The organism is Agrobacterium sp. 22117 (assembly GCF_052045735.1).
GTDB classification, from domain to species: Bacteria; Pseudomonadota; Alphaproteobacteria; order Rhizobiales; family Rhizobiaceae; genus Agrobacterium; species Agrobacterium cavarae.
Genome location: NZ_JBQEPP010000001.1, coordinates 410,965 through 432,196 on the forward strand (window position 1 = coordinate 410,965; position 21,232 = coordinate 432,196).

17 protein-coding genes are annotated in these 21,232 nt (G+C 57.0%); 9 read left to right on the plus strand and 8 right to left on the minus strand.

The genetic code is table 11. The features are described 5' to 3' along the window. Window positions 1-85: 85 nt before the first annotated feature. Window positions 86-3,592: a PAS domain-containing hybrid sensor histidine kinase/response regulator gene (locus ACTJKV_RS01955; RefSeq protein WP_274100897.1), complete on the minus strand. Its 3,507-nt coding sequence runs from the start codon at window positions 3,590-3,592 to the stop codon at window positions 86-88. A gap of 244 nt (window positions 3,593-3,836) precedes the next feature. Here ACTJKV_RS01955 and mscL point away from each other — a divergent pair, with 244 nt between their 5' ends. Together mscL and ACTJKV_RS01965 are read left to right on the plus strand one after the other, a co-directional pair. Then, window positions 3,837-4,280, plus strand: coding sequence for a large conductance mechanosensitive channel protein MscL (mscL, locus tag ACTJKV_RS01960; RefSeq protein WP_113266241.1), 444 nt, complete (start codon window positions 3,837-3,839; stop codon window positions 4,278-4,280). Window positions 4,281-4,376: 96 nt separating this feature from the next. After that, window positions 4,377-5,549 carry a pyridoxal phosphate-dependent aminotransferase gene (locus ACTJKV_RS01965; RefSeq protein ID WP_274100896.1) on the plus strand — a complete coding sequence of 391 codons (1,173 nt, stop codon included), beginning with the start codon at window positions 4,377-4,379 and terminating at the stop codon, window positions 5,547-5,549. Between the two features lie 226 nt (window positions 5,550-5,775). On the opposite strand, the gene ACTJKV_RS01970 is transcribed toward ACTJKV_RS01965, so the two are convergent. The 6 genes from ACTJKV_RS01970 to motA form a co-directional block, all read right to left on the minus strand. Continuing rightward, window positions 5,776-6,225: a hypothetical protein gene (locus tag ACTJKV_RS01970; protein ID WP_062425108.1), complete on the minus strand. Its 450-nt coding sequence runs from the start codon at window positions 6,223-6,225 to the stop codon at window positions 5,776-5,778. 5 nt (window positions 6,226-6,230) lie between these two features. Further along, complete coding sequence (flhB, locus tag ACTJKV_RS01975) at window positions 6,231-7,310, minus strand: flagellar biosynthesis protein FlhB (protein WP_062425109.1); 1,080 nt, start codon at window positions 7,308-7,310, stop codon at window positions 6,231-6,233. Window positions 7,311-7,534: 224 nt separating this feature from the next. Beyond that, window positions 7,535-8,581, minus strand: coding sequence for a flagellar motor switch protein FliG (gene fliG, locus ACTJKV_RS01980; protein ID WP_062425110.1), 1,047 nt, complete (start codon window positions 8,579-8,581; stop codon window positions 7,535-7,537). 27 nt (window positions 8,582-8,608) lie between these two features. After that, the gene (fliN, locus tag ACTJKV_RS01985; RefSeq protein ID WP_062438808.1) at window positions 8,609-9,112 is read right to left on the minus strand and encodes a flagellar motor switch protein FliN; all 504 of its coding nucleotides are present in this window, start codon (window positions 9,110-9,112) and stop codon (window positions 8,609-8,611) included. A gap of 65 nt (window positions 9,113-9,177) precedes the next feature. Further along, window positions 9,178-10,134, minus strand: coding sequence for a FliM/FliN family flagellar motor switch protein (locus tag ACTJKV_RS01990; RefSeq protein WP_062425112.1), 957 nt, complete (start codon window positions 10,132-10,134; stop codon window positions 9,178-9,180). A gap of 1 nt (window position 10,135) precedes the next feature. After that, window positions 10,136-11,008 (minus strand): flagellar motor stator protein MotA, encoded by an 873-nt coding sequence (gene motA, locus ACTJKV_RS01995; protein ID WP_062425113.1) that lies wholly within the window; start codon window positions 11,006-11,008, stop codon window positions 10,136-10,138. Window positions 11,009-11,289: 281 nt separating this feature from the next. Between motA and flgF the strand changes: the two genes are divergently transcribed. From flgF to ACTJKV_RS02010, 3 genes are read left to right on the plus strand one after another with little or no spacing between them, the layout of a single operon-like run. Further along, window positions 11,290-12,024, plus strand: coding sequence for a flagellar basal-body rod protein FlgF (gene flgF, locus ACTJKV_RS02000; protein WP_062425120.1), 735 nt, complete (start codon window positions 11,290-11,292; stop codon window positions 12,022-12,024). Window positions 12,025-12,039: 15 nt separating this feature from the next. Further along, the gene (gene fliI, locus ACTJKV_RS02005; protein ID WP_082447260.1) at window positions 12,040-13,431 is read left to right on the plus strand and encodes a flagellar protein export ATPase FliI; all 1,392 of its coding nucleotides are present in this window, start codon (window positions 12,040-12,042) and stop codon (window positions 13,429-13,431) included. 2 nt (window positions 13,432-13,433) lie between these two features. After that, on the plus strand, window positions 13,434-13,964 hold the full coding sequence (locus ACTJKV_RS02010) for a flagellar protein (RefSeq protein WP_440598421.1): 531 nt from the start codon (window positions 13,434-13,436) through the stop codon (window positions 13,962-13,964). 200 nt (window positions 13,965-14,164) lie between these two features. Here ACTJKV_RS02010 and ACTJKV_RS02015 read toward each other — a convergent pair whose 3' ends face one another. Next, window positions 14,165-16,087 carry an O-linked N-acetylglucosamine transferase, SPINDLY family protein gene (locus ACTJKV_RS02015; RefSeq protein WP_274100894.1) on the minus strand — a complete coding sequence of 641 codons (1,923 nt, stop codon included), beginning with the start codon at window positions 16,085-16,087 and terminating at the stop codon, window positions 14,165-14,167. 347 nt (window positions 16,088-16,434) lie between these two features. Here ACTJKV_RS02015 and ACTJKV_RS02020 point away from each other — a divergent pair, with 347 nt between their 5' ends. The 4 genes from ACTJKV_RS02020 (at window position 16,435) to ACTJKV_RS02035 (ending at window position 20,850) form a co-directional block, all read left to right on the plus strand. After that, window positions 16,435-17,304, plus strand: coding sequence for a flagellin N-terminal helical domain-containing protein (locus ACTJKV_RS02020; protein WP_274100893.1), 870 nt, complete (start codon window positions 16,435-16,437; stop codon window positions 17,302-17,304). 273 nt (window positions 17,305-17,577) lie between these two features. Beyond that, on the plus strand, window positions 17,578-18,450 hold the full coding sequence (locus ACTJKV_RS02025; protein ID WP_062426088.1) for a flagellin N-terminal helical domain-containing protein: 873 nt from the start codon (window positions 17,578-17,580) through the stop codon (window positions 18,448-18,450). Window positions 18,451-18,777: 327 nt separating this feature from the next. Continuing rightward, on the plus strand, window positions 18,778-19,656 hold the full coding sequence (locus ACTJKV_RS02030; protein ID WP_062426087.1) for a flagellin N-terminal helical domain-containing protein: 879 nt from the start codon (window positions 18,778-18,780) through the stop codon (window positions 19,654-19,656). Between the two features lie 237 nt (window positions 19,657-19,893). Next, window positions 19,894-20,850 carry a flagellin N-terminal helical domain-containing protein gene (locus ACTJKV_RS02035; RefSeq protein WP_194286759.1) on the plus strand — a complete coding sequence of 319 codons (957 nt, stop codon included), beginning with the start codon at window positions 19,894-19,896 and terminating at the stop codon, window positions 20,848-20,850. Window positions 20,851-21,232: the final 382 nt, after the last annotated feature.

The following is a 21,232-nucleotide window of genomic DNA, read 5'->3' on the forward strand; positions in this document are numbered from 1 at the left end:
TAACAATAGGAGCCGCCCTTCGTCTGCAGGGCGGTTTTTTTGTGAGCGCGTGCCGGTGCAGTGATCATTTGCGCGCCGGGATAGTCTACTCCGCTGCGGCTCGGCGGGTATTGAAGACCTGGGTGACGTAAGCACGTAGCGCCGCGGGGCGCACTGGCTTGTGCTGAACGCCGATACCGTGCTTCTCGGCCTCCGCGCGGACCTCCGGGGTACGGTCGGCCGTTATCAGCAGGGCAGGGATCTGCGCCTTCAGCCTTTCGCGCAGATGCAGGATGAGATCGATACCGGTGCCTTCAGCCAGATGATAGTCGGCGACGACCAGATCGGGAATGCCCACTTTGCCGAGAACGGCATCGAGATCTTCCTCTGAGGCCGCTTGCGAGACTTCGCAGCCCCAACCGCTCAGCAGCACCGACATGCCCTCGAGGATCTTTGGCTCATTATCGATGCAGAGAATATGAAAGCCGGAGAGTTGTGTCTGTTGAGGGGACGCGGTCGCAACGCCCGCCTCCTTGCCCCGTTTGGTGCTCTGCGCTTCGCGCGGCAACTGCACCTGGAACGAGGTGCCTCTGCCGACGACTGAGGACAGCTGGACGGGGTGATGCAGCACCCGCGAAAGTCGATCGACGATCGAAAGGCCGAGACCGAGACCCGCCGCCGCCTTCATGCCTCCATCAAGCCGGGTGAACTCCTTGAAGATCGTCCGGAACTTCGAGGCGGGAATGCCCATGCCCGAATCCATCACCTGGATCACCACATCGCCTCCGCGACGGCGCGCGCCGACCAGCACCTTGCCTGACATCGTGTATTTGATGGCATTGGAAACCAGGTTCTGGATGAGGCGGCGCAGCAGATTGATGTCTGAGCGCACCATCAAGGACGTTGGCATCACCACGAATTCGAGGTTCTTCTCGCGCGCCATGGGCGCAAAATCGGTTTCGATACGCTTTAAGAGGTCGTTCAGCGGCACGCTTGCCATGCGCGGTTTCATCGAGCCGGTATCGAGGCGAGAAATATCCAGTACTGCGCCCAGGATCGTCTCGACCGATTCCAGCGCGGAGTCGATATTCTGTACCAGATTGGTATTTTCCGAATGGCCGATACGCTCCACGAGCGCCGAGGAATAAAGCCGTGCGGCGTTAAGCGGCTGCAGGATATCGTGACCCGCTGCCGCGAAGAACCGCGTTTTGCCGATATTGGCCTCATCGGCAGCCGCGCGCGCCTCCGCCAGCTCGCGATTGACCCGCGTAAGTTCGCCGGTGCGTTCCGCCACGCGTTGCTCCAGCGTCTCGTTGGCCTGTTTGAGCGCTTGGTCACTTGCAACACGCTGCGTGATATCGGTGAAGGTCGCAACCACGCCCTTGTCCGGCATGGCGTTGGAGCGCACCTCAATAATGCGTGCGCCGCCACTCAGCACCAGGGAGAAGGGGCGATCCATTGTCAGGAACTGATTGATACGTTCGCCATGATCGCCAGGCTCGATATCCCCACGCTCTTCCAAAAGCGCGACGATCTCCCCAAGCGGCAGGCCGACGCGGCCGAAATGCTCCGGCAGGTCGAGAAGGGTGCGAAAGCGTCTGTTCCAGATCGTCAACTGCTGCGAGGCGTCGAAGACCGCGATCCCCTGATCCATCTGCGCCAGGGCGGTTTGCAGCATATCCTGATTATATTGCAGGGCCTCGCTCGCCTGGTCCAGCAGCCAAGCCGTGTCGGCGCTGGTGTCCTCTGCCTTTTGCAGGATGAGGGACAGCACCAGACGCGCTGAGGAGGAGCCGATGGCGCTTCCCAACAGTTGCTCGGAAAAATGGATCAGCGCCATATCGGCCGGCTGCTCATCCTCCAGCTTTCGACCGGCAGTCTTCTCGTAGGCGGAGAGCGAGCGGAGCATCCGCTCTTCGCCAAGATAACGGGCGACCGCGCTTTTCAAGTCCCCGACGCTGACGCGCGTCTTCCACCCGCGCGTGGCAAATTGCGATTTTGAGTGGCGCTTGACGAAGATGCCGGACTGGATGCGCTCGACGGGACGAGGGTTTCGCGAAAGCGAGCCGAGCACGAAGGCGAGCGTATTGATAAGCAGGCTGAGCGTCACGGCATTGACGAGCGGATCGGCGCCGGGCCCGCTGAACATCTCGGTTCCGGGAAAAATGAAGCTCAAAACGCCCGCAGCGACGTAGGAGTAATCGGGGCCACCAAGGCTCGGCAGAAAGAGAAGATAGGCCCAGACGAGGAAGCCGGAGCTGAGGCCGGCGATCGCGCCGCGCGCATTGGCCCGCCGCCAGAGCAATCCGCCGAAAAGCGATGGCGCCATCTGCGCGATAGCCGCGAAGGCCAGCAATCCGATGGAGGCGAGACCCGATGTGCTGTCTGCTGCCCGGTAGTAGAAATAGCCAAGCAGCAGCACGACGAAGATCGCGGTGCGGCGGATATTGAGGAGCGTCTTGGCGAAGTCGTCGCTGTGGGGCGAACGGGTCAGCAGCTTCTGTCGCAGGAAGATCGGCATCAGGATATCGTTGGACACCATGATCGACAGCGCCACCGAAGCGACGATCACCATTGCCGTGGCCGCAGAGAAACCGCCGATGAAGGTGATCAGCGAAACGACCGGCATGCCGTTAAACAGCGGCAGTTGCAGGACATAAAGGTCGGCATTGCCATTATTTCCGATCGTCAGGAGGCCGGCGACCGCAATCGGGAGGACGAAAATGTTGATGGCAATCAGATAGAGCGGCAGCAGAAAACCTGCGGTACGCAGTTCCTTCGGTGTGCGGTTTTCCACCACCGTGACATGGAATTGCCGCGGCAAGAGGATGATGGCAAAGCCAGAGAGAAGCGTCAGAACAATCCAGCGGCTGATCGGCGTCTGGTAGGAGACCGCTTCCATCACTTGGGTATTTTCGGCAGCAAGCCGCCAGAGCTCCGCCGGCCCGTCGAAAAGAAAGAAGACGACGTAGACGCCCGCGGTGCAGATAGCCAACAGCTTGACGACCGATTCCATCGAGATCGCCAGGATCAACCCGTCCTGATGTTCCGTCGCATCGGTATGGCGCGTGCCGAACATGATGGCGAAGCCTGCCATCACCACCGTCACGATGAGGGGAAGGTCGAGGAAATGGAGATTGCCGCTGCCGATGCCATAATCGCGCGGGTCCACCATGGTCGCGACCGAACTCGAGACCGCCTTCAGCTGAAGCGCGATATAGGGGACGGCGCCGACCAGCGCGATGATCGATACGATCATGGCAACGGTCGGGTTCTTGCCATAGCGCGCCGCGATGAAGTCCGCGACCGAGGTCAGTTTCTCGGCCTTCGCCAGTTCCACGATACGCCGGATGATGGGCATTCCCAGCGTGAAGGCCAGGATCGGGCCGGTATAGATGCCGAGAAATTCAAGCCCGCGTTCGGAGGCAAGACCCACGCCACCGAAATAGGTCCAGGACGTGCAATAGATCGCAAGGCTGAGCGCATAGACGATAGGCCGCCCCTTGTTGGGAGCGGTCTTGCGTCGTCCCTTGCGGTCGCCGTAACTCGCTACTGCAAAGAGCAGCAGAATATAGGCGAAAGCCGAGACGAATATGATCCACCCAGGCAGCAATGCAGTGTCCCCTCCACACAATCCCAAGAAGCTTATGACACTTCCAGTGAAATGAGAATTGGCACCGCATTGGCATAAAGTTCAACAGACAGGCACAGGGTAGGAAATCAACCGGCAGATGCATGGAACGAAATACACGGATCGCGCGTCATAATACCTGCACAATGGCAACCGGACTGCTATTGTGAGAGCGTCGGTGGCGTCTCGTCCCGGCAGGCAAGAGGGCTTCAAGAGGGACATCTTCATGCTCAACGAATTCAAGACATTCATCGCGCGCGGCAACGTCATGGACCTGGCCGTCGGCGTCATCATCGGTGCGGCGTTCAGCAAGATCGTCGATTCCGTCGTCAACGACCTGATCATGCCGCTCGTCGGCGCTATTTTCGGCGGTTTCGATTTCTCGAACTACTTCATTCCGCTGAGTTCTTCCGTAACCGCCACATCGCTGGCCGCCGCGCGTGAGCAGGGCGCGGTTATCGCTTACGGCAACTTCATCACCATCGTCATCAACTTCCTTATCCTGGCCTGGATCATCTTTCTCATGGTCAAGGGCGTGAACAAGATCCGCGCCTCCGTCGAGCGTGACAAGCTGGAAGAGAAGAAGGCGCCGGCCCCGCCGCCGGAGGATATCAAGCTGCTGAGCGAGATTCGCGATCTGTTGAAGACGCAGCAAGGCTCGGCCAGCTAGCCTCCATCCATCAGCAAAATCCGTGGTTTCTTCACGGAATATCATGCAAAGGGTGCAAGCGATGCGTTAAGAAGGCACTCGAACGGAGTGCCTTCTATGTCGGTTTTGAACAGTCTCAGTGTCCGCTCTCTGGCAGCGCCGGAAAGTGGTATCGTCGAGGTCAAGAAATACGCCCATGCCCGCGAAAATCTTCTGCCCCTGTGGGTGGGTGAGGGCGATCTTCCCACGCCGGACTTCATCTCGAAGGCCGCCGTTGATGCGCTGAATGCCGGTGAGACATTTTACACCTGGCAGCGCGGCATTCCGGAGCTTCGCGACGCGCTTGGCCGCTATTATCAGCGGCATTTCGGCGCTTTGCTGTCGCCTGAGCACTTCTACGTCACCGGATCTGGGATGCAGGCCATCGTGCTGGCGGTTCAGGCCCTGACCTCGCCTGGCGATGAAATGATCTACCTGACGCCGACATGGCCGAACATCGTATCCGCGATCGGGATCGCCGGTGCCAAGGCCGTGCCGGTCGGGATCGACTTCACCCAGGGCAAATGGGACATCGATCTCGGCAAACTCGAAAGCGCCATCACCCCGAAGACCAAGGCGCTGTTCATCAATACGCCATCCAATCCGACCGGCTGGACGGCAACCGATAATAATCTGCGCGATATTCTGGCACTGGCGAGAAAGCATGGTCTATGGATCGTGGCTGACGAGATCTATGCGCTCTATCACTATGCAGGTGGCCGCGCGCCATCCTTCCTCGACATCATGGAAGAGGGCGACCGAATCATCTTCGCAAATTCCTTTTCCAAGAACTGGTCGATGACCGGCTGGCGCGTCGGGTGGCTGGTGGCCCCGCCGGAAATCGGTCAGGTAATCGAAAACCTGATCCAGTATTCCACGTCGGGTGTTGCGCAGTTCATGCAGCGCGGCGCAATTGCAGCACTTGACCATGGCGATGAGTTCCTGGCGAAGAATTTTGCTCGCGCTGCGCAGTCTCGCGACATTCTCTGCGACGCGCTGATTGCCACCAATCGGGTCGAAACCCTCAAGCCGGATGGCGCGCTTTACGCATTCCTGAAGATCGATGGCGTGACGGATACGCGCGCGGCGGCCTTTGACATCGTCGATAAGGTCGGCGTTGGACTGGCGCCGGGCAACGCATTTGGCGCGGGCGGAGAACTCTTCCTGCGCGCCTGCTTCCTGCGTGATCCGGCGCAGATTGCCGATGCCGCAGAGAGACTGTCGGACTACATCTTGAAGAAGTCAGCGTGAGGTTTTCACACCTGAGTTAACGACCCGCAACCACGATTACAGCATCGTCCCGGACATCGAAATCGATGTTCGGGACGATGTTTAGAATCAAAAAGCGAGATTCATCCTTTGTGCGGTCGAAGGACACACAACGCTCTATCGCACAGGACAAAAGAGGCGCATCGTCCCATGCACCTCGTCTGTCGTCTGAGGATGAAAATACTATACGGGTGTAACGGTCAGGATTTTAGTGCGCTGCATTCATCGCAGCGGAGTCCGCATTCTTGTAGAAGGTGGCGTAGCGCAGGCTATCGGCCAGGAAAGCGGTATTCTCGTTCGGATCGGTGGAGGGATTCTGGAAGTTGATGTAGTTGATATTGACGCCGGCATGGTCCTTGCCGAGCATCAACTGCGCATAGATCGTGACACCTTTCGGCTTGATCTCGAGATCGAGCGTGATCTCAGGATAGGTGTCCCAGTCAAGCGTGTAGTCGCCCCCGATGCCGAAGTGAACAGTACCCGGGTGGAAGTAGAGTTCGGCCGCCGAATCCACGAGATCCGACAAGCTATTGTAATATTCAAACTTTAAAAGAGATATCAGATCAGCAGCGTCAATCAGACGAAGCTCGGCCGCTACGGGACCGATTGCGCGTGCAACTATCTCTTCTCGTTGAGCCGAATATGGGCATTTTTTCATATCGATCAGTTTACCCGTCTTTTGTTCTGACGTGCGGCGTAAACCTTGTGAATGAGTTCCGCCACAGCCTTATAAAATACTGACGGAATGACGCTATCGACCGAGACTTGCGCAAACATGGAGCGAGCGAGCGGCGGGTCCTCAAAAATTGGTATATTGTGTTCCGTGGCGATCTCTCTGATGCGTAGAGCAATCAGATCCTGGCCCTTTGCGACGACGATCGGTGCATCGCTCTCTTCCTTGACGTAGCGCAATGCCACGGCATAGTGGGTCGGGTTGGTGATGATGAGCGTGGCTCTTGGAACGCTGTCGATCATGCGGCGGCGGGCGCGATCGCGCGCAATTGAGCGCTGGCGGGCCTTGACGACCGGATCGCCCTGCGACTGCTTGTGCTCGTCCTTGACTTCTTGCTTGGTCATTCTGAGGTTGCTGTACCAGCGATGATTGGTCCAGAAATAGTCGGCGACCGCGAGGATGCCCGTCGAAAAGAGAATGACGATCATCATCTTCTTCAACGCTTCGTAGCCTGTCGGAACGATCATTTGAGGGTCGGTGTTGAGCGCGTTGAGAAGCCGGAAATAATCCCCCTTCAACACCATTGTCATGATGATGGCGACGATGGCGACCTTGAACAGCGATTTGCCGAACATCACCAGACCGTCGACGCTGTAGATTCGCTTGAAGCCTTTAACGGGCGAGATCCGCTCGGCCTTCGGGGTGATTCGATCGAGAACGAATTGCGGAAGGTTCTGAGCAAAAGACTGGCCGAGGCCGAAAATGATGAACATGATCGCCGCCGGCAGAAGCAGCGAGCCTGCTTCCTTTGCGAGATGGAGGCCGAGGGACACGAGATCGCCGGCCGTATTCAGGCGCCACTGTTCCGGCCGCTCGATCACGTCCTTCAGGGATTCGCCGAGGCGCCTTGCGCCATCCGGCGCAAAGAAAACGAGATAGACGTAGAAAGCGAGCGAAGACGCAAACAGAGACGCTTCTGTTGACGCGGGGACGTTACCCTTCTCGACCGCGTCGCGTAGTTTTTTCTCTGATGGTTCTTCTGTTTTGCTGTCTTTGTCGTCGTCTGCCAAGGCAAGACCTCCCTAAGGCATATCGCGCAAAATCTTCAGCGGTTTTGCGATAACGGAATGCGTTAAGACAAAGACTTGACCGTCAGACGCGAACATAAAGATCGCGGGACGCTCAAACTGAAAAAACCCGCCTTGTCCTGGCAGGTCTATGAAAGAAGGTACAGTTTTGGAAGACGACCTGCAAGACGGCAGCGTCCTGCAGCAAGTGTTATCAACTGGGAAGCTTATGCTGCTGCTGGCTCACCCTCGGCTGGAGCAGCTTCCTTGAGGACGATCTGACCGGAATTGGCCATGCGAATGGCTTCCTGCGCCACGGTGCGGCGTGCCACTGCAACTTCGCGGGTGTTGATGTTCGGACCGCCGGCAGAAAGGTCGGACTCGATCATGCGGCGCTGGCGTGGGCTGATGCTCGACAGCACACATTCCTTGATTTCCGTCGTGGCGCCGCGCAGCGCCATGGTGAGGACATCGCTGGTAATATCGCTGAGAAGCGTAACACGGCTGCGCTGCGGCATGTACATGAGGTCTTCGAAGAGGAAGATCTTCGGCTTGACCTTGTTCGCCGATTCTCGGCTGAGGGTTTCGAGCGAGCTGAGAAGGGTATCGACCTGGGGTTTTTCCAGTTCGTTCATCAGGTCTGCGACCTTGATGGAGCCGGTCGCGTTGCGTTCTGCCTCGACCTCGGCGATCAGCGCCAAGACGCGCTTTTCGATGATCTGCGCGGCAGTCGGGCTGACTTCCTTCATGTTCACCGTACGGTTCATAATGTCCGCACGCTGTTCGTCAGGAATGGTCAGCAGAACCTTGGCACCGAAGGAGGACGGCAGCATCGAAAGGATATAGGCGATTGTCTGCGGATGCTCGCGCATCACATACTTGCCGATGAATTGCGGATCGGAATCCTGCAGCTGATCCCAGATGGATGTCTCGAATGCCTGGAACGCCGCACGACGGCCAAGAAGGCCGTCCACTTCGTCTGGCGTGAGCCCTTCTTCGAGGATGGCTTCGATCGCCTTGGCATTGTCCATGAGACCGGTTCCCTCGGTGAAGAGGTCCTCGAACTCGGCAACGATCTGGGCAAGTTCGTCCGGAGGGATGACACGAAGAGTCTGAGCGGAATTGATGATGGTCTGAAGCTCGGCCTGGGTGAAAAACTTCAACAGTTTTCCAGCCACGCCCTTGCCCATTGCCAGGAGCACGGCGGCAGCCTTTTCAGCCTGAGACAACGGTTTCCCTAAGACCGGGTTACCGAAATCCTCAAAGTCCATCATGGTCTTTCCTCTCCGTCCCCACAGGGATCAGGTCTTCTTAGTACTCAGCACTTCGATCAGCTTCACACCGAAACGTGTATCGTCGTCTTCCAGAACGGTAATCTCGCCGCGTGCAATGCAACGACCGTTCACCATGATCTCAACAGGTTCGCCGATTCGTCGATCGAGCGCAATTGTTGCTCCCTCTTCCAGGCCCATCAGACCTGATACCAGCATGCGGCTGGTTCCCAAAACGATCTGGACATCGATCGGGATGTCCATGATCAGGTCCAGATTATCCGCCAGTCCGCTGCCAAGCGGCGCTGCGGAAGCGGTTGCGCCCGCGTCAAAGCCAAACGCGTCGAGGTCATCGCCCAGCGGGCTTGCAGCGGCGCCATCAAAGTCGCCGAAATCGCCGAAGCTGGAGAGCGAACCATCCGCGTCGCTTTTCAAGACGTCGCGCAGCCCACCGATAGCTTGATCCAGCTCGCCCGTGTCATCGAGCGAAGGCATCAGGTCGTCGTCGGTTACAGGGGTCTTTTTCGTAGCCATGCGATAATTATTCCTTTTGAAACTTGCGTCAGCCTGCCTAAAACCTAAGGTAGTATTGAGCGATCTCAACCCATCAGGTGTCTTAGGATTTCGTCATCCGTAGAGACGTTGTTCTTGACCCGAACCGTGTAGCGGTCCCCGGCTCGCCCAAACTCGCAATTGTACATTTTTGCTCCGTTTGCGCTTACTTCGACGCAGATATCATCCTGCTTCGCGTCCCGGAAAGGAATGACGTCTCCTTCCACGAGTCGTGATATCGTCTTCAGTGTCAGTGTCTGCAGTCTGATCTTCGCCTCAAGCGTCACCTGGGACCGCTTGACCTGCTCGGAAATCATCTCCATCCACTCTTCTTGCTTCTTCAAGGCTCCAGCCGAAGGCTTCGGCGTGACGATCTTCGTCTTGAGAAGGGTGCGCTGAGGAATAATCAGCGCAAATTCAGAGGTCACCTTGCCGATTGTGATCGTCGACCGGATCAGCATGCCGAATTGGCCGAACATGGCCTCCTCATAGGTGCTCTTTCCGGTTGCATTGAAGGGTGGCTCGATCGTCACTTCGAAGCCACCGGGCGCGTTGACCGCAGAGCGCAGCACGCCAGCGATTCGGTCGAGGATCAGAGCTGCAAGATCAAGCTCGATCGCCGACAGCGCGCGGACTTCTGGTTCCATGATCGTATCGGGAGCAGCCCCCAGCATGCGCTCCATCAAAGCCATGACGAATGCGTTGCCGACACCCAGCATGAAGTTGTTGCACCAGTTGCGAAGCGAACAATCCGCGACAGCATAATCCTTGCCGAGCTTCGCAATGAGATCGGTCATGAGGCCGGATTCGCAAGCCTCATAATCCACCTCGATGGTGATGCCGGTCTGGCTGTGAAAAACATCGGGAAGGAATGTGCCATAGACCTGGCCAATCTCGTTGCCGATCTTGGTGACGGTCTTGCTGTCACCAAGCCCACCGGTGAGCTTGGCAAGCAAGGAGGGTTCCATTCCCAAGGAAGAGCTGTGGTCCGCAGCAATCGCCATATCAAGCCGCCTTCTGGTCGCCGCCAGGGTTCATCATTTCCTGCTCGACCGCGTCGATGGACGGACGCTCGTAACCGGAAATCGTCTTTCGTCCATATTCCAGCGCGACCTGCGGAACCGAGCCGTTCATATAGGCGATCAGGGTCTGCTTCACGATGACATACAGTCTGTGCTGCTTCGAGCGCACGATTTTCACCTGAGAAGCGAGAGGGTTACAGATCGAATAGGAAAGCAGAATCCCGAGCATGGTGCCCACGAGCGCGGCACCGATCAGGCCACCGAGAACCGCAGGCGGCTCGTTGATCTTACCCATCGCCTTGATAACACCGAGAACGGCCGCGACGATACCGATGGCCGGAAAGGAGTCGCCCATCGCGGTGATCGCGTTGTATGGCTTTAGCTTGTCGTAGAGGATCGTTTCGATTTCCTCGTCCATCAGCGCTTCGATCTCATGGCTGCGGGCGTTGCCGATGATGATCAGGCGGACATAGTCGCAGATGAAGGCTGTCAGTTCCTTGTTCTTGAGAACCGACGGAGCCGTCTGGAAAATGGAGGATTCTTCCGGATTGTCGATATGGGCTTCGATCTCGTTGCGCGACTTCGTGCGCAGATCGCGCATCAGCCCGTAGAGAACGCCCAGCACGTCGAGATAGTGACGTTCCTTCGGCACCGCGAATTTAAAGGCTTCGCCAAGCGCCTTGCCTGAATCCTTCACCACCTTCATCGGGTTGGACATGATGAAGCCGCCGAGACCCGCACCGCCGATGATCACGAGCTCGAACGGCTGAACAAGGACGTCCAGATGGCCGCCCATGGCCATGAAGCCGCCGAGAATACAGCCGAAAGTAATAACCAGTCCAATAACGATATTCATCTGACGCTCACACCTGCAGCCAATTTTCCTCCTGAATGGTTAGGCATCATGCCTTGCGCGAGGCTGGCTTTGAGGTGTTTCGCGGCATGGACCACATTGTCTGAAACGTCATCGCGTCATGTTGTGGCGCTCTGGCGTCGTTGGCGCTGCTCATTCTTTGCAGGCTGGTCGCAGAGCCGAACCCAAAAGTTTCGCGCAAGCAAACCCCTCTAGGTCTTGAAGCCATGATGCGCCGAGTTTGGCCGCACGTCCTTGGCTGGAAGTCCGAACAGGAGAACGACATGCAATCTGGTATCTATGTTGGTATTTCGTCCCAGATCGCCTTGGAACGCCGCCTGACGACCATCGCGGATAACATCGCCAATATGAATACGGTCGGCTTTCGTGGCACCGAGGTGAAGTTCAACCAGGTCATGGCGGAGACGAAGAACGATTTGCGTGCCAATATCGCCTTCGTGACGCAGGGCAACGACTATCTGTCGACCGTCAATGGCGAAGTCGAGCGGACAGGAAACCCCTTCGATTTTGCCGTCAAGGGCGATGCATGGTTCGCCATCAACACGCCGTCCGGTCAGGTCCTCACACGTGATGGCCGCTTCTCCATGTCGACGACGGGCGAACTGATTTCGACCAAGGGCTATCCGGTTCTCGATCCGGGCGGTGCGCCGATCCAGCTCAATCTCGCTGCAGGTGAGCCAACGGTCGGCTCGGACGGTCGTATTACCCAGAATGGCAGGACGATGGGCCAAATCGGCTTGTTCACCGCTGATGCGAAAAAGGGTTTTGTTCGCTATGAAAACAGCGGCGTGATCTTCTCTCAGGCGCCACAGCCCGTCGTGGATGCAGATAGAGCCGGCGTCGTGCAGGGCTTTCTGGAATCCTCCAACATCAACGGCGTCTCGCAGATGACGCAGCTTATTCAGGTCAATCGGGCGTTTGAAGGCATTTCGTCGATGATGAAATCGACCGAGGAGAACCTGTCCCAGGCGTTGCGCACGCTGGGCGGCGGTCAGTAATCGGCATGAACCCCAATGGATAGCCAACCGCAGCCTTCGCCGTTTCACAAACTGGATGCCCTCGCGCAGATCGCGGCCGCTCAACTGGCCTCTGGCGCGCCCGTTTCGCACGGTGGGCGTGTGCGCACAATCGCTGCCGGGCACTACACGGTCAATGGGCTTTCGGAACATGTAAGGCTTGGCGAGTTTGTCGTACACAAAAGCGCGACGGGCCTGCATCTGGGCGAGGTGGTGCGCGTCGAACCGGACCTCATCTATGTCTGCCCCATCGAACCTGGCGAGCCGATCGGCGTCAACGACGTCGTGCTGAGAGAGGGCGAATTTCGTGTTCAGCCCGACGATAGCTGGTGCGGTCGCACCATCAATTCGCTGTGCAAACCGATCGATGGTAAGGGCCCCCTGATGAAAGGTGCGCGCAAGCGCTCCGTCATGGCCTTGCCGCCACCGTCCATGAGCCGAAGCCGCGTCATTTCCGGCTTCCGGACCGGGGTGAAGGCGATCGATATTTTCACTCCGCTGTGTTTGGGCCAGCGTCTAGGTGTCTTTGCCGGATCGGGCGTGGGTAAATCCACCTTGCTCTCCATGCTCGCCAAGGCGGATGCCTTCGACAAGGTGGTCATCGCACTGGTCGGCGAACGCGGTCGTGAAGTTCGGGAATTCATTGAAGACACGCTCGGCGACAATATGAGGAAGTCGATTGCCGTTGTCGCCACCAGCGATGAAAGCCCCATGCTGCGAAAGATGGCACCGCTCGTGGCAATGACCATTGCCGAGCATTTTCGCGACAAGGGCGAGAATGTCCTCTTCATTGCCGACAGCATCACCCGTTTTGCCCATGCCATCCGCGAGGTGGCGATCGCTGCCGGCGAACCGCCGATCGCGCGTGGATATCCGGCTTCTGTCTTCACCGAACTTCCAAAGCTTCTGGAACGGGCAGGGCCAGGCGAGGAGGGGACAGGAACGGTTACCGCCATCATCTCAATCCTGGTGGACGGCGACAATCACAACGATCCGATTGCGGACTCCACACGCGGCATTCTCGACGGTCACATCGTGCTTGATCGCTCGCTCGCCGATGAGGGGCGTTATCCGCCGATCAATCCGCTGGCATCCATCTCGCGTCTTTCCCACAAGGCCTGGACGCCCGATCAGCAGAAGCTGGTCTCGCGGCTGAAATCGCTCATTCACAATTTCGAGGAAACAAAGGATCTGCGCCTCATCGGCGGATATCGGCCGGGCGTCGATGCCGAACTCGATATGGCGGTCAAGCAGGTACCCTTTGTCTATGAAGTTCTCAAGCAGTCTCCGGGCGATCCGACGGTGATCGACGCCTACGCAGAACTGGCAAATGCGCTGAGAAATGCGCCCGTTAACAACCAGGCGGCTGCACAGCGGCGAGGACCCTGATCATGAAGTTCAAAAAGCGCGACAAGACCACCACCGCGGCCGATGCCGCCAGACAATTCGATCGGGTGCTGACGGGCGGGCTTATTGCCGTTGCGGCAGCCGCAGCGGCGCTCCCCTGGTACGTTTTCCTCAATCCGGAGAAATTCGGCATGAGCGGCCGGGGTTGGGAAGCGTTGATGAACGTCCCACAACGCGGCGGCGGCGATGGGGAGGCGGTCATTCCCCATGGCGACGACTCCGCCGCCATCGAACCGAAGGATGCGGTCGTTGATAACGTCATTACCGCGACGGTTCCCGCTATCGACAAGGATATCATTTCAGACAGTTCAGCGGTGCAGCAGCCCTTCCCGGGTGGCGTGAACTTCAAGCTCTTGCATGTCTCGAACGGACGGGCGCTGATCGAGGACAAGTCAGGCATGTTCCTGGTGCAGATTGGCTCGATCCTGCCAGATGAGAGCAAGCTTCTCTCAATGACCAAAGTGGACGGACGATGGAAGATCGTGACGTCTGCCGGCGAGCTTTACTCCGAATAACGTCGGAGGCGACGGACGACAAAGATCGTCCGACCACATCGGAGCGCAAATAGCCCGATCGCCGGAAAGTACAACTCGTAAATCTACAGAAGATGGAGCGCCGTTAACACCGACCGCCTATTCGCATAAGAGAAGACGGGTCTTTTAAGATCACATGAAAAAAGGCCGCTTCTTCGAGGCGGCCTTTTTCGTGTTCGGCGTTATCGTTCGAGGAAAGGGCCGTCGCGCTTTGGAAGCGCGGGGACGTCGAAATGATCCGGTTCGGCCCCCTGCTTGGCGCGCTCGACCATCATCTCATACGCACTCTCAAGGTGACGGCAGAAGCGCTCCGCATCGAAGAGGGGCGTGACAAAGCGATTTGTCGCGACCCGCTCGCGGACCTCTTTGAGGCGATCGGGATTCTGGGCATAGAACACCGCCTGGTTAACATAGTCCTCTTCGTCCTCAGCCACGAGTTCCGGAGTGCCGATGGCATTCAACAGACTTTCGCTGACGCGTGAAGCGAAGTTCGTTCCCTTGACGGTGAGGACAGGCAGGCCCGACCAGAGCTGTTCCGAGGTCGTCGTATGGCCATTCACCGGGAAGGTATCGAGACCGAGATCGGCGGCTGTGATACGATTGAGGTGAAGCTCGAAGTCCAACTTGCCCATCAGGAAGACGCGCTTGGCGGGGATGCCGTTCTCATTGAACTTCTTCATGATGTTCACGGCGCTGACCTGGCTGTTATGCAGCACCCAGATGACGCTGTCTGGCACCTTTTTCAGGATATCGCACCACAAATCCATCACGCGCGGCGTGATTTTGCGGTTGGCGTTGAAAGAGGCAAAGACGAAGGCGTCTTCAGGCAGCCCGACTTCTGCGCGCGTCACCTGTTTTGCCAGGGGGCGATTGACAGGATCGTTCGGCTGATAGGTCTCGGGTAAGCGCACGAACTTCTCGTGATAGAAGGGCTTCGAGCTGTCCGGCAGCACATAGTGGTCGCCGACGGCATAATCCAGATCGATATTGACGACCGAGCCCGGGAAGCCGATCCATGCCACCTGAAGGGGGGCGGCGCCCATGTTCAGGATTGCCGTGCGGTTGCCTGCAGTGTGACCCTTCAGGTCCACCATGATGTCGATGTTGCGTGACCGCATCTCCGCATGCGCCTGTTCATCCGTCATGTCGCGGATGGTGACGACATCGCCCCAGAGGCTGCGATCGGCCTCGTTCGTACCAAGAAGCTTAGGATCGGAGTGGCAGAAGAGCGTGACTTCGAAACGATCGCGGTCATGCAATTCCAGGACCCGGCGGATCAGCTTCATCGTCGCGTGCTTGTCGAAGAAGTCCGAGGAAAGATAACCGATGCGGATCTTCTTGCCCCATTCATGCGGCATCGCGCGACGGCGCTCTTTTATGTCGGGGGTGAAGACCGGCGTGTTCGAGCGCGCCAGCTGATTGATGTACTCGTCGCCGCTCCAGTGAAGATTGAAGAAGGTGCCGTCGAGCGAAACGAAGGACGTATCGCCTGCCGCAACAGCGGCATCGATGATCGGCTGATGTTTCTCGATATTGTCGAACTTGCTGTGTTCACGGCTGAACACCAGATACATGAGACGAACCGGGTTGTTGCGCGGCAGTTTGGACAACAGAACGCGCGCCGTTTCGATGTCGCTTGGATCGAAAAGATCCCATGTCGTGATGGCGATACGCGCACCGAGTTTGATGTGCTCGATATCCTCGCTTTTCATCAGGATGCTTTTTAGCGTGCGGGCGATACGATTTTCGCCACGTTCGATCAACAGCGAACCGACGATATAGGCAATATCCGGATGTTTGTGAAAACGGTGAATGAGCTTGTTGGAAAGGGCGAGTGCCCTGTCCTTCTGGTCGCACTCGTAGAAGAGCTTGATGCTTTCAACCAGGTAGGTCTCTGCATCCAGCCCGTTTTGCTGATAGGCAAGTTCGTAGGACGTTGCGGCCTGTTCTTTCAGTCCGAGTTGCAGCAGCGTTTTGGCAAGCAGGGCATAGGTGCGCGCATCACGGTTGATGTCGATCAGCCGGTTCAACGTCCTCAGCGCGTCTGTGTAGCGCCCTGTCTTGAAGTGCTTGGAGGCGGCTGAATAGCTGATTTCGTTTAACATGGATACGTTGCGTCCTCTTGCTCGGCAGGTCTTTTTGGGGCGCGGCCGATCTGCGGCGATAGAAAAATTCACCAAACGCTACAGGATGAACCTTGCTCGAAACGGGACACCTTCACGTGGCTTTCCCAGTCTGAGGAAGGGCTTTCACACGGGGTTAACCATAGGTCCGGGAAGGGGGGATTCGATCGTTCAAATTAAGAAGTTGGCAATCGTTGAGGGTCATTTTCATCCTCACGTGACGGGTTTGGTGTCCTTCAGAAAATGGACCCGAGTGGCATGAGGCCGAACCGTTTACGCCGGTGGAATCCGGCATGTCCCTCTCATGTATCTCGTTAAAAGGGGCAATCATGTCTAGCATTAACTTCAACTCCAGCGCGACGAACGCTCTCCAGACTCTGCGCGACGTCAACAGCAAGCTGCAGAACACACAGAACACCGTTTCTACCGGTCTGAAAGTTTCGTCCGCCAAGGATAACGTTGCCTACTGGTCGATCTCCACCACCATGAAGTCCGACAACAAGGCGCTCGGCGCTGCGACGGACGCTCTGGGCGTCGGCGCTGCAAAGGTCGACACGGCGTATGCCGCAATGGATAGCGCGATCGACGTCGTCAACGAGATCAAGTCCAAGCTGGTCACAGCGAGCGAAAGCTCTGTCGACAAGGATCAGGTCAACCTTGAAATCGGTAAGCTGCAGGAGCAGCTAACGGCGATTGGCCAGGCTGCATCCTTCAACGGCGAAAACTGGATGGTCACCTCGACCAAGACGACCGTTGTCGATGGCTTCATTCGCAAGGAAGACGGCACCGTCAAGATCAACACGGCCGAGTTCCAGGCTGGAAGCTACGCCATGTTCTCGACGATCGCCAGCGGCGTTGGCAGCGGCGGTATTCTGAGCGCCGTCATGACCATCGAACTCACCAGCGCGGCGACACAGGGCAAGATCGACACCTACCTCTCTACCGTCGAAACCGCTCTGAAGGAACTGACGAAGGGTGCGGCGGCCCTTGGCGCGATGTCCACGCGTATCGATCTCCAGGACAAGTTCGCCAGCAAGATCAGCGATGCCATGAAGGCTGGCGTCAGCAAGCTGGTAGACGCCGACATGGAAGAAGAGTCCGCTCGTCTGGCGTCCTTGCAGACTCAGCAGCAGCTCGCAGTGCAGTCGCTCTCGATTGCCAACAACAGCTCGCAGAGCATTCTGTCGCTCTTCCGTTAAGCCAAGCGGTAAAGAAAATGTTAAAGAGGCCAGGTCGAGAGACCTGGCCTTTTCTTTTTATTAACTTCAGTTAATGAGTATTAACGAATTAATTTCAAATTTTACTATCTGTTAATTCAATATTATATCGGTGTTAACCTTAATGGCTTTAGATCAATCCATCAAAACGACGGCTGCAGCGTTAATGGATTGGCTCAGCGAGCATGAGGCTATACGTCGTTTAACCGGTGAAACCGGAATGTCCCTTCCCTATACTTGCCAAAGGGGCAGTTTATGACCAGCATTCTGACCAATACTTCCGCAATGTCCGCATTGCAGACGCTGCGTTCGATCAACTCGAATATGAAGGATACTCAAAGCAGCGTTTCCTCTGGCCTTCGCGTAGGACAGGCATCTGACAACGTCGCCTACTGGTCCATTTCCACGACCATGAAGTCCGACAACAAGGCTCTCGGCGCCGCCACGGACGCTCTCGGCGTCGGCGCTGCAAAGGTCGATACCGCCTATGCTGCAATGGATAGCGCGATCGACGTCGTCAATGAAATCAAGGCAAAGCTCACGACCGCAAGCGAAAGCTCCGTCGACAAGAAGCAGGTCCAGCTTGAAATCGACAAGCTTCAGGAACAGCTGACGGCGATCGGCCAGGCTGCCTCCTTCAACGGCGAAAACTGGATGGTCAACGACACCAAGACGACGGTTGTCGATGGCTTCATCCGTAAAGAGGACGGTACGGTCAAGGTCAACACGGCCGAGTTCCAGGCTGGAAGCTACGCCATGTTCTCGACCATCGCGAGCGGTGTTGGTAGCGGCGGTATTCTGGGCGCCATCATGACCATCGAACTGACCAGCGTAACGACGCAGGGCCAGATCGACACCTTCCTGAACACGGTTCAGACCTCTCTCGACAGCCTCACGGACGGTGCTGCAGCACTTGGTGCACTGAAGACCCGCATCGACATGCAGGACAGCTTCTCCAGCAAGCTCTCCGACGCCATCAAGTCCGGCGTCAGCCGCCTGGTCGATGCAGACATGGAAGAAGAATCTGCCCGTCTCTCGGCACTTCAGACCCAGCAGCAGCTGGCCGTCCAGTCGCTGTCGATTGCGAACTCCGGTTCTCAGCAGCTGCTTTCGCTCTTCAGAGGCTAATCGCTTCCGCTTCAACGATAAAAGCCGCGCTCCAGCGCGGCTTTTTTTGTTTGTTTCGACAACAAAATTTCGCCGTGACAAAACCAAAAATATCATTTATTATCAATTTGTTAGTCAATGTTAACGGGCGGCATCTCCGCTAATACGGCGTTCATTCAAGTAAAAATTTCCCTAAATTTAAGGCTTTATTAACCATAAAGCGGTTTTCTGCGGCCATCGAAACAGCGCACCGGACCAACCATTCGGTAAGCATGAAGCTAACTGCCGCGTTTCCCGGTACGACCGGAATGTCCCTTCTTCCAGAGATTGCCAAAGGGGCCAATTCAGATGACAAGTATTTTGACCAATACATCCGCTATGTCCGCTCTGCAGACATTGCGTTCGATCAATACCAGCCTGTCCGACACTCAAAACCGGGTTTCTTCCGGCTACAAGGTTTCTCAGGCCAGCGATAACGTTGCATATTGGTCAATTTCCACCACGATGAACTCCGACAAAAAGGCCTTGAACGCCGCTGCTGACGCACTTGGCGTCGGTGCAGCCAAGGTTGACACCGCTTACGCCGCGATGGAAAGCGCGATCGGTGCTGTCAACGAGATCAAGGCGAAGCTTGTGACGGCAAGCGAAAAATCCACCGATAAGGGCCAGATTCAGCTCGAAATCAGCAAGTTGCAGGAACAGCTTTCGGCGATCGCCCAGGGCGCCTCCTTCTCGGGCGAAAACTGGCTGGTCACCCAAAGCTCGCAAGCCAATGTCGTGGATGGATTTGTTCGCCAGGCCGATGGCACGGTCAAGGTTACCGTGGCGACTTTCAATGTCGGGACCTACGCCCTATTCTCGACGATCGGCGCCAACGGCCTCGGAAGCGGTGGTGTTCTCGGTTCGATCATGTCGGTTGCGCTGACCAGCATCTCGACCCAGGGCGAAATCGATGGCTTCATGAATATCGTCGAAAAGGCACTGAGCAAGATGACCGATTCCGCTGCGGCGATCGGTGCTCTCCAGATCCGCGTCGAACTTCAGGACAAATATTCCAGCAAGCTCTCCGATGCGATCGAGGCTGGTGTCAGCCGTCTGATCGATGCGGACATGGAAGAAGAATCGGCCAAGCTTTCCGCTGTCCAGACGCAACAGCAGCTCGCCATCCAGTCGCTGTCGATTGCGAACTCCAGCTCGCAGAACCTCCTCTCGCTCTTCCGCCAGTAAGGTTTCGCTTCAATCTATGGCAAAGGCCGCGTTTTCTGGAAGCGCGGCCTTCGTCATTCAAGGCATGTGACGATCAAAGAGGTTTTTCTCCAGTTTCGCGCAAGCTTGCCCATGGTTTGATCGCCTGTCTGGCTGCTTTGATTCCCATGACCTTCGCCTCTTCATGACGATGAGGCCGCGACCGCCAAAAATGGCATGTTCTTCCCTCGCCTTGAGATTGCTGACATGACAAAAATCATGACCTCTAGCTACGTGCAGAGCGCCCTTCAAACGCTGCTGTTCAGCAATGAAAACCTGGATAAGACCCAGCAGATCACAAGTAGCGGCTTGAAGATTGGCAAGGCTGCGGACAATGCCGGATACTGGTCCACCGCCAAGAACCTGACATCTGAAGGCAACGTTCTGAGCAGCGTTGGCGATGCGCTGAGCCTCGGGGCCTCCAAAGTCGACACGACCTACGAAGGCGTTTCCTCGGCAATCGACATTCTCGACAAGATCAACACCGAGCTGATCACCGGTTACGAGGAAAGCACGGACCGCGACACCATCAATGCGTCGATCGCAGCGCTGAAGAAGAACCTGGCGTCGGTCGCCCAGGCGGCATCCTTTTCCGGCGATAACTGGCTCCTGAATACCACCCCGCAACTGCCAGACAGCAAGTCCATCCCTTTCTCTTACAAAAAGGGAGCAGACGGTGCGGTCAGCCTGCAGTATCTGAGCATCAAGACCTCCGACACCGTCCTCATCGATTCCAGCGACCCGAGCCGTGGTCTGTTCACCAAGGCGACTGATGCTGACACGCTCAACCCCAATGGTTCCGGCACGCCCCGCGAGTACTACTTGATGAGCCCCGACGGGGCGACGCCCCCGGGCGGTCAGGAAATCGCCATTTCGTCGAGCACGACGAAGGAAGAACTTGACGACATGGTGGCAGTCGTCGGCCAGCTTTCCGCCAAGTTGAAGGGGCTCGGCAGCTCTCTCGGGACCATGTCGAACCGCATCGATCAGCAGCAATCCTTCGTGGGTGCGCTTGGCGATTCCTTGAACAAAAGCGTCAGCCGTCTTGTTGACGCGGACATGGAAGAGGAATCGACCAAGCTTGCCGCCTATAAATCGCAGCGTGATTTGGCGGTCGAGGTCGTTTCGATGGCCAATAGCTTCCGAAAGAGCCTTGCAAGTCTGTTCCAAGGCTAAGGTTTGGATCACGAGAAGGCACTTGGGGGTTCGATCCCACGAGTGGCGTGACGGCAGTCCAAAGACCGCGTAGCCCAGCGGCGTGCTTGCCTTAACGGTGTTGATCTCGCGGGCGAACGTCCGCTCGAATTCTGCGCCTGACGCATGTCGTTGTCACAAGAAGAGCCACGTCGTTCTGCCTGAAATGCCACAGCATATCATGGTCATTGCCCCATTCGTCTGCCGCAGTAGACCTATCCTCTCCCCTAATGGTGGAGAGGTTCACCCTCGCACAAGTTTGGCTCTTTACCCTGCCGGATGAAAAGCTGTCATGGCAGGACTCTTCCTCCTTCGCTGAGGCAGTTGCGAATACCTTGCGGTTTTTCCGTAAGGCTTCCCGGAT

Bases quoted from the DNA above. Each gene is read 5' to 3' on its own strand.
- mscL (WP_113266241.1), top strand. From the start codon at position 3,837: ATGCTCAACGAATTCAAGACATTCATCGCGCGCGGCAACGTCATGGAC.
- ACTJKV_RS01965 (WP_274100896.1), top strand. From the start codon at position 4,377: ATGTCGGTTTTGAACAGTCTCAGTGTCCGCTCTCTGGCAGCGCCGGAA.
- ACTJKV_RS01970 (WP_062425108.1), bottom strand. From the start codon at position 6,225: ATGAAAAAATGCCCATATTCGGCTCAACGAGAAGAGATAGTTGCACGC.
- fliG (WP_062425110.1), bottom strand. From the start codon at position 8,581: ATGATGGACTTTGAGGATTTCGGTAACCCGGTCTTAGGGAAACCGTTG.
- fliN (WP_062438808.1), bottom strand. From the start codon at position 9,112: ATGGCTACGAAAAAGACCCCTGTAACCGACGACGACCTGATGCCTTCG.
- ACTJKV_RS01990 (WP_062425112.1), bottom strand. From the start codon at position 10,134: ATGGCGATTGCTGCGGACCACAGCTCTTCCTTGGGAATGGAACCCTCC.
- motA (WP_062425113.1), bottom strand. From the start codon at position 11,008: ATGAATATCGTTATTGGACTGGTTATTACTTTCGGCTGTATTCTCGGC.
- flgF (WP_062425120.1), top strand. From the start codon at position 11,290: ATGCAATCTGGTATCTATGTTGGTATTTCGTCCCAGATCGCCTTGGAA.
- fliI (WP_082447260.1), top strand. From the start codon at position 12,040: ATGGATAGCCAACCGCAGCCTTCGCCGTTTCACAAACTGGATGCCCTC.
- ACTJKV_RS02010 (WP_440598421.1), top strand. From the start codon at position 13,434: ATGAAGTTCAAAAAGCGCGACAAGACCACCACCGCGGCCGATGCCGCC.
- ACTJKV_RS02015 (WP_274100894.1), bottom strand. From the start codon at position 16,087: ATGTTAAACGAAATCAGCTATTCAGCCGCCTCCAAGCACTTCAAGACA.
- ACTJKV_RS02020 (WP_274100893.1), top strand. From the start codon at position 16,435: ATGTCTAGCATTAACTTCAACTCCAGCGCGACGAACGCTCTCCAGACT.
- ACTJKV_RS02025 (WP_062426088.1), top strand. From the start codon at position 17,578: ATGACCAGCATTCTGACCAATACTTCCGCAATGTCCGCATTGCAGACG.
- ACTJKV_RS02030 (WP_062426087.1), top strand. From the start codon at position 18,778: ATGACAAGTATTTTGACCAATACATCCGCTATGTCCGCTCTGCAGACA.
- ACTJKV_RS02035 (WP_194286759.1), top strand. From the start codon at position 19,894: ATGACCTCTAGCTACGTGCAGAGCGCCCTTCAAACGCTGCTGTTCAGC.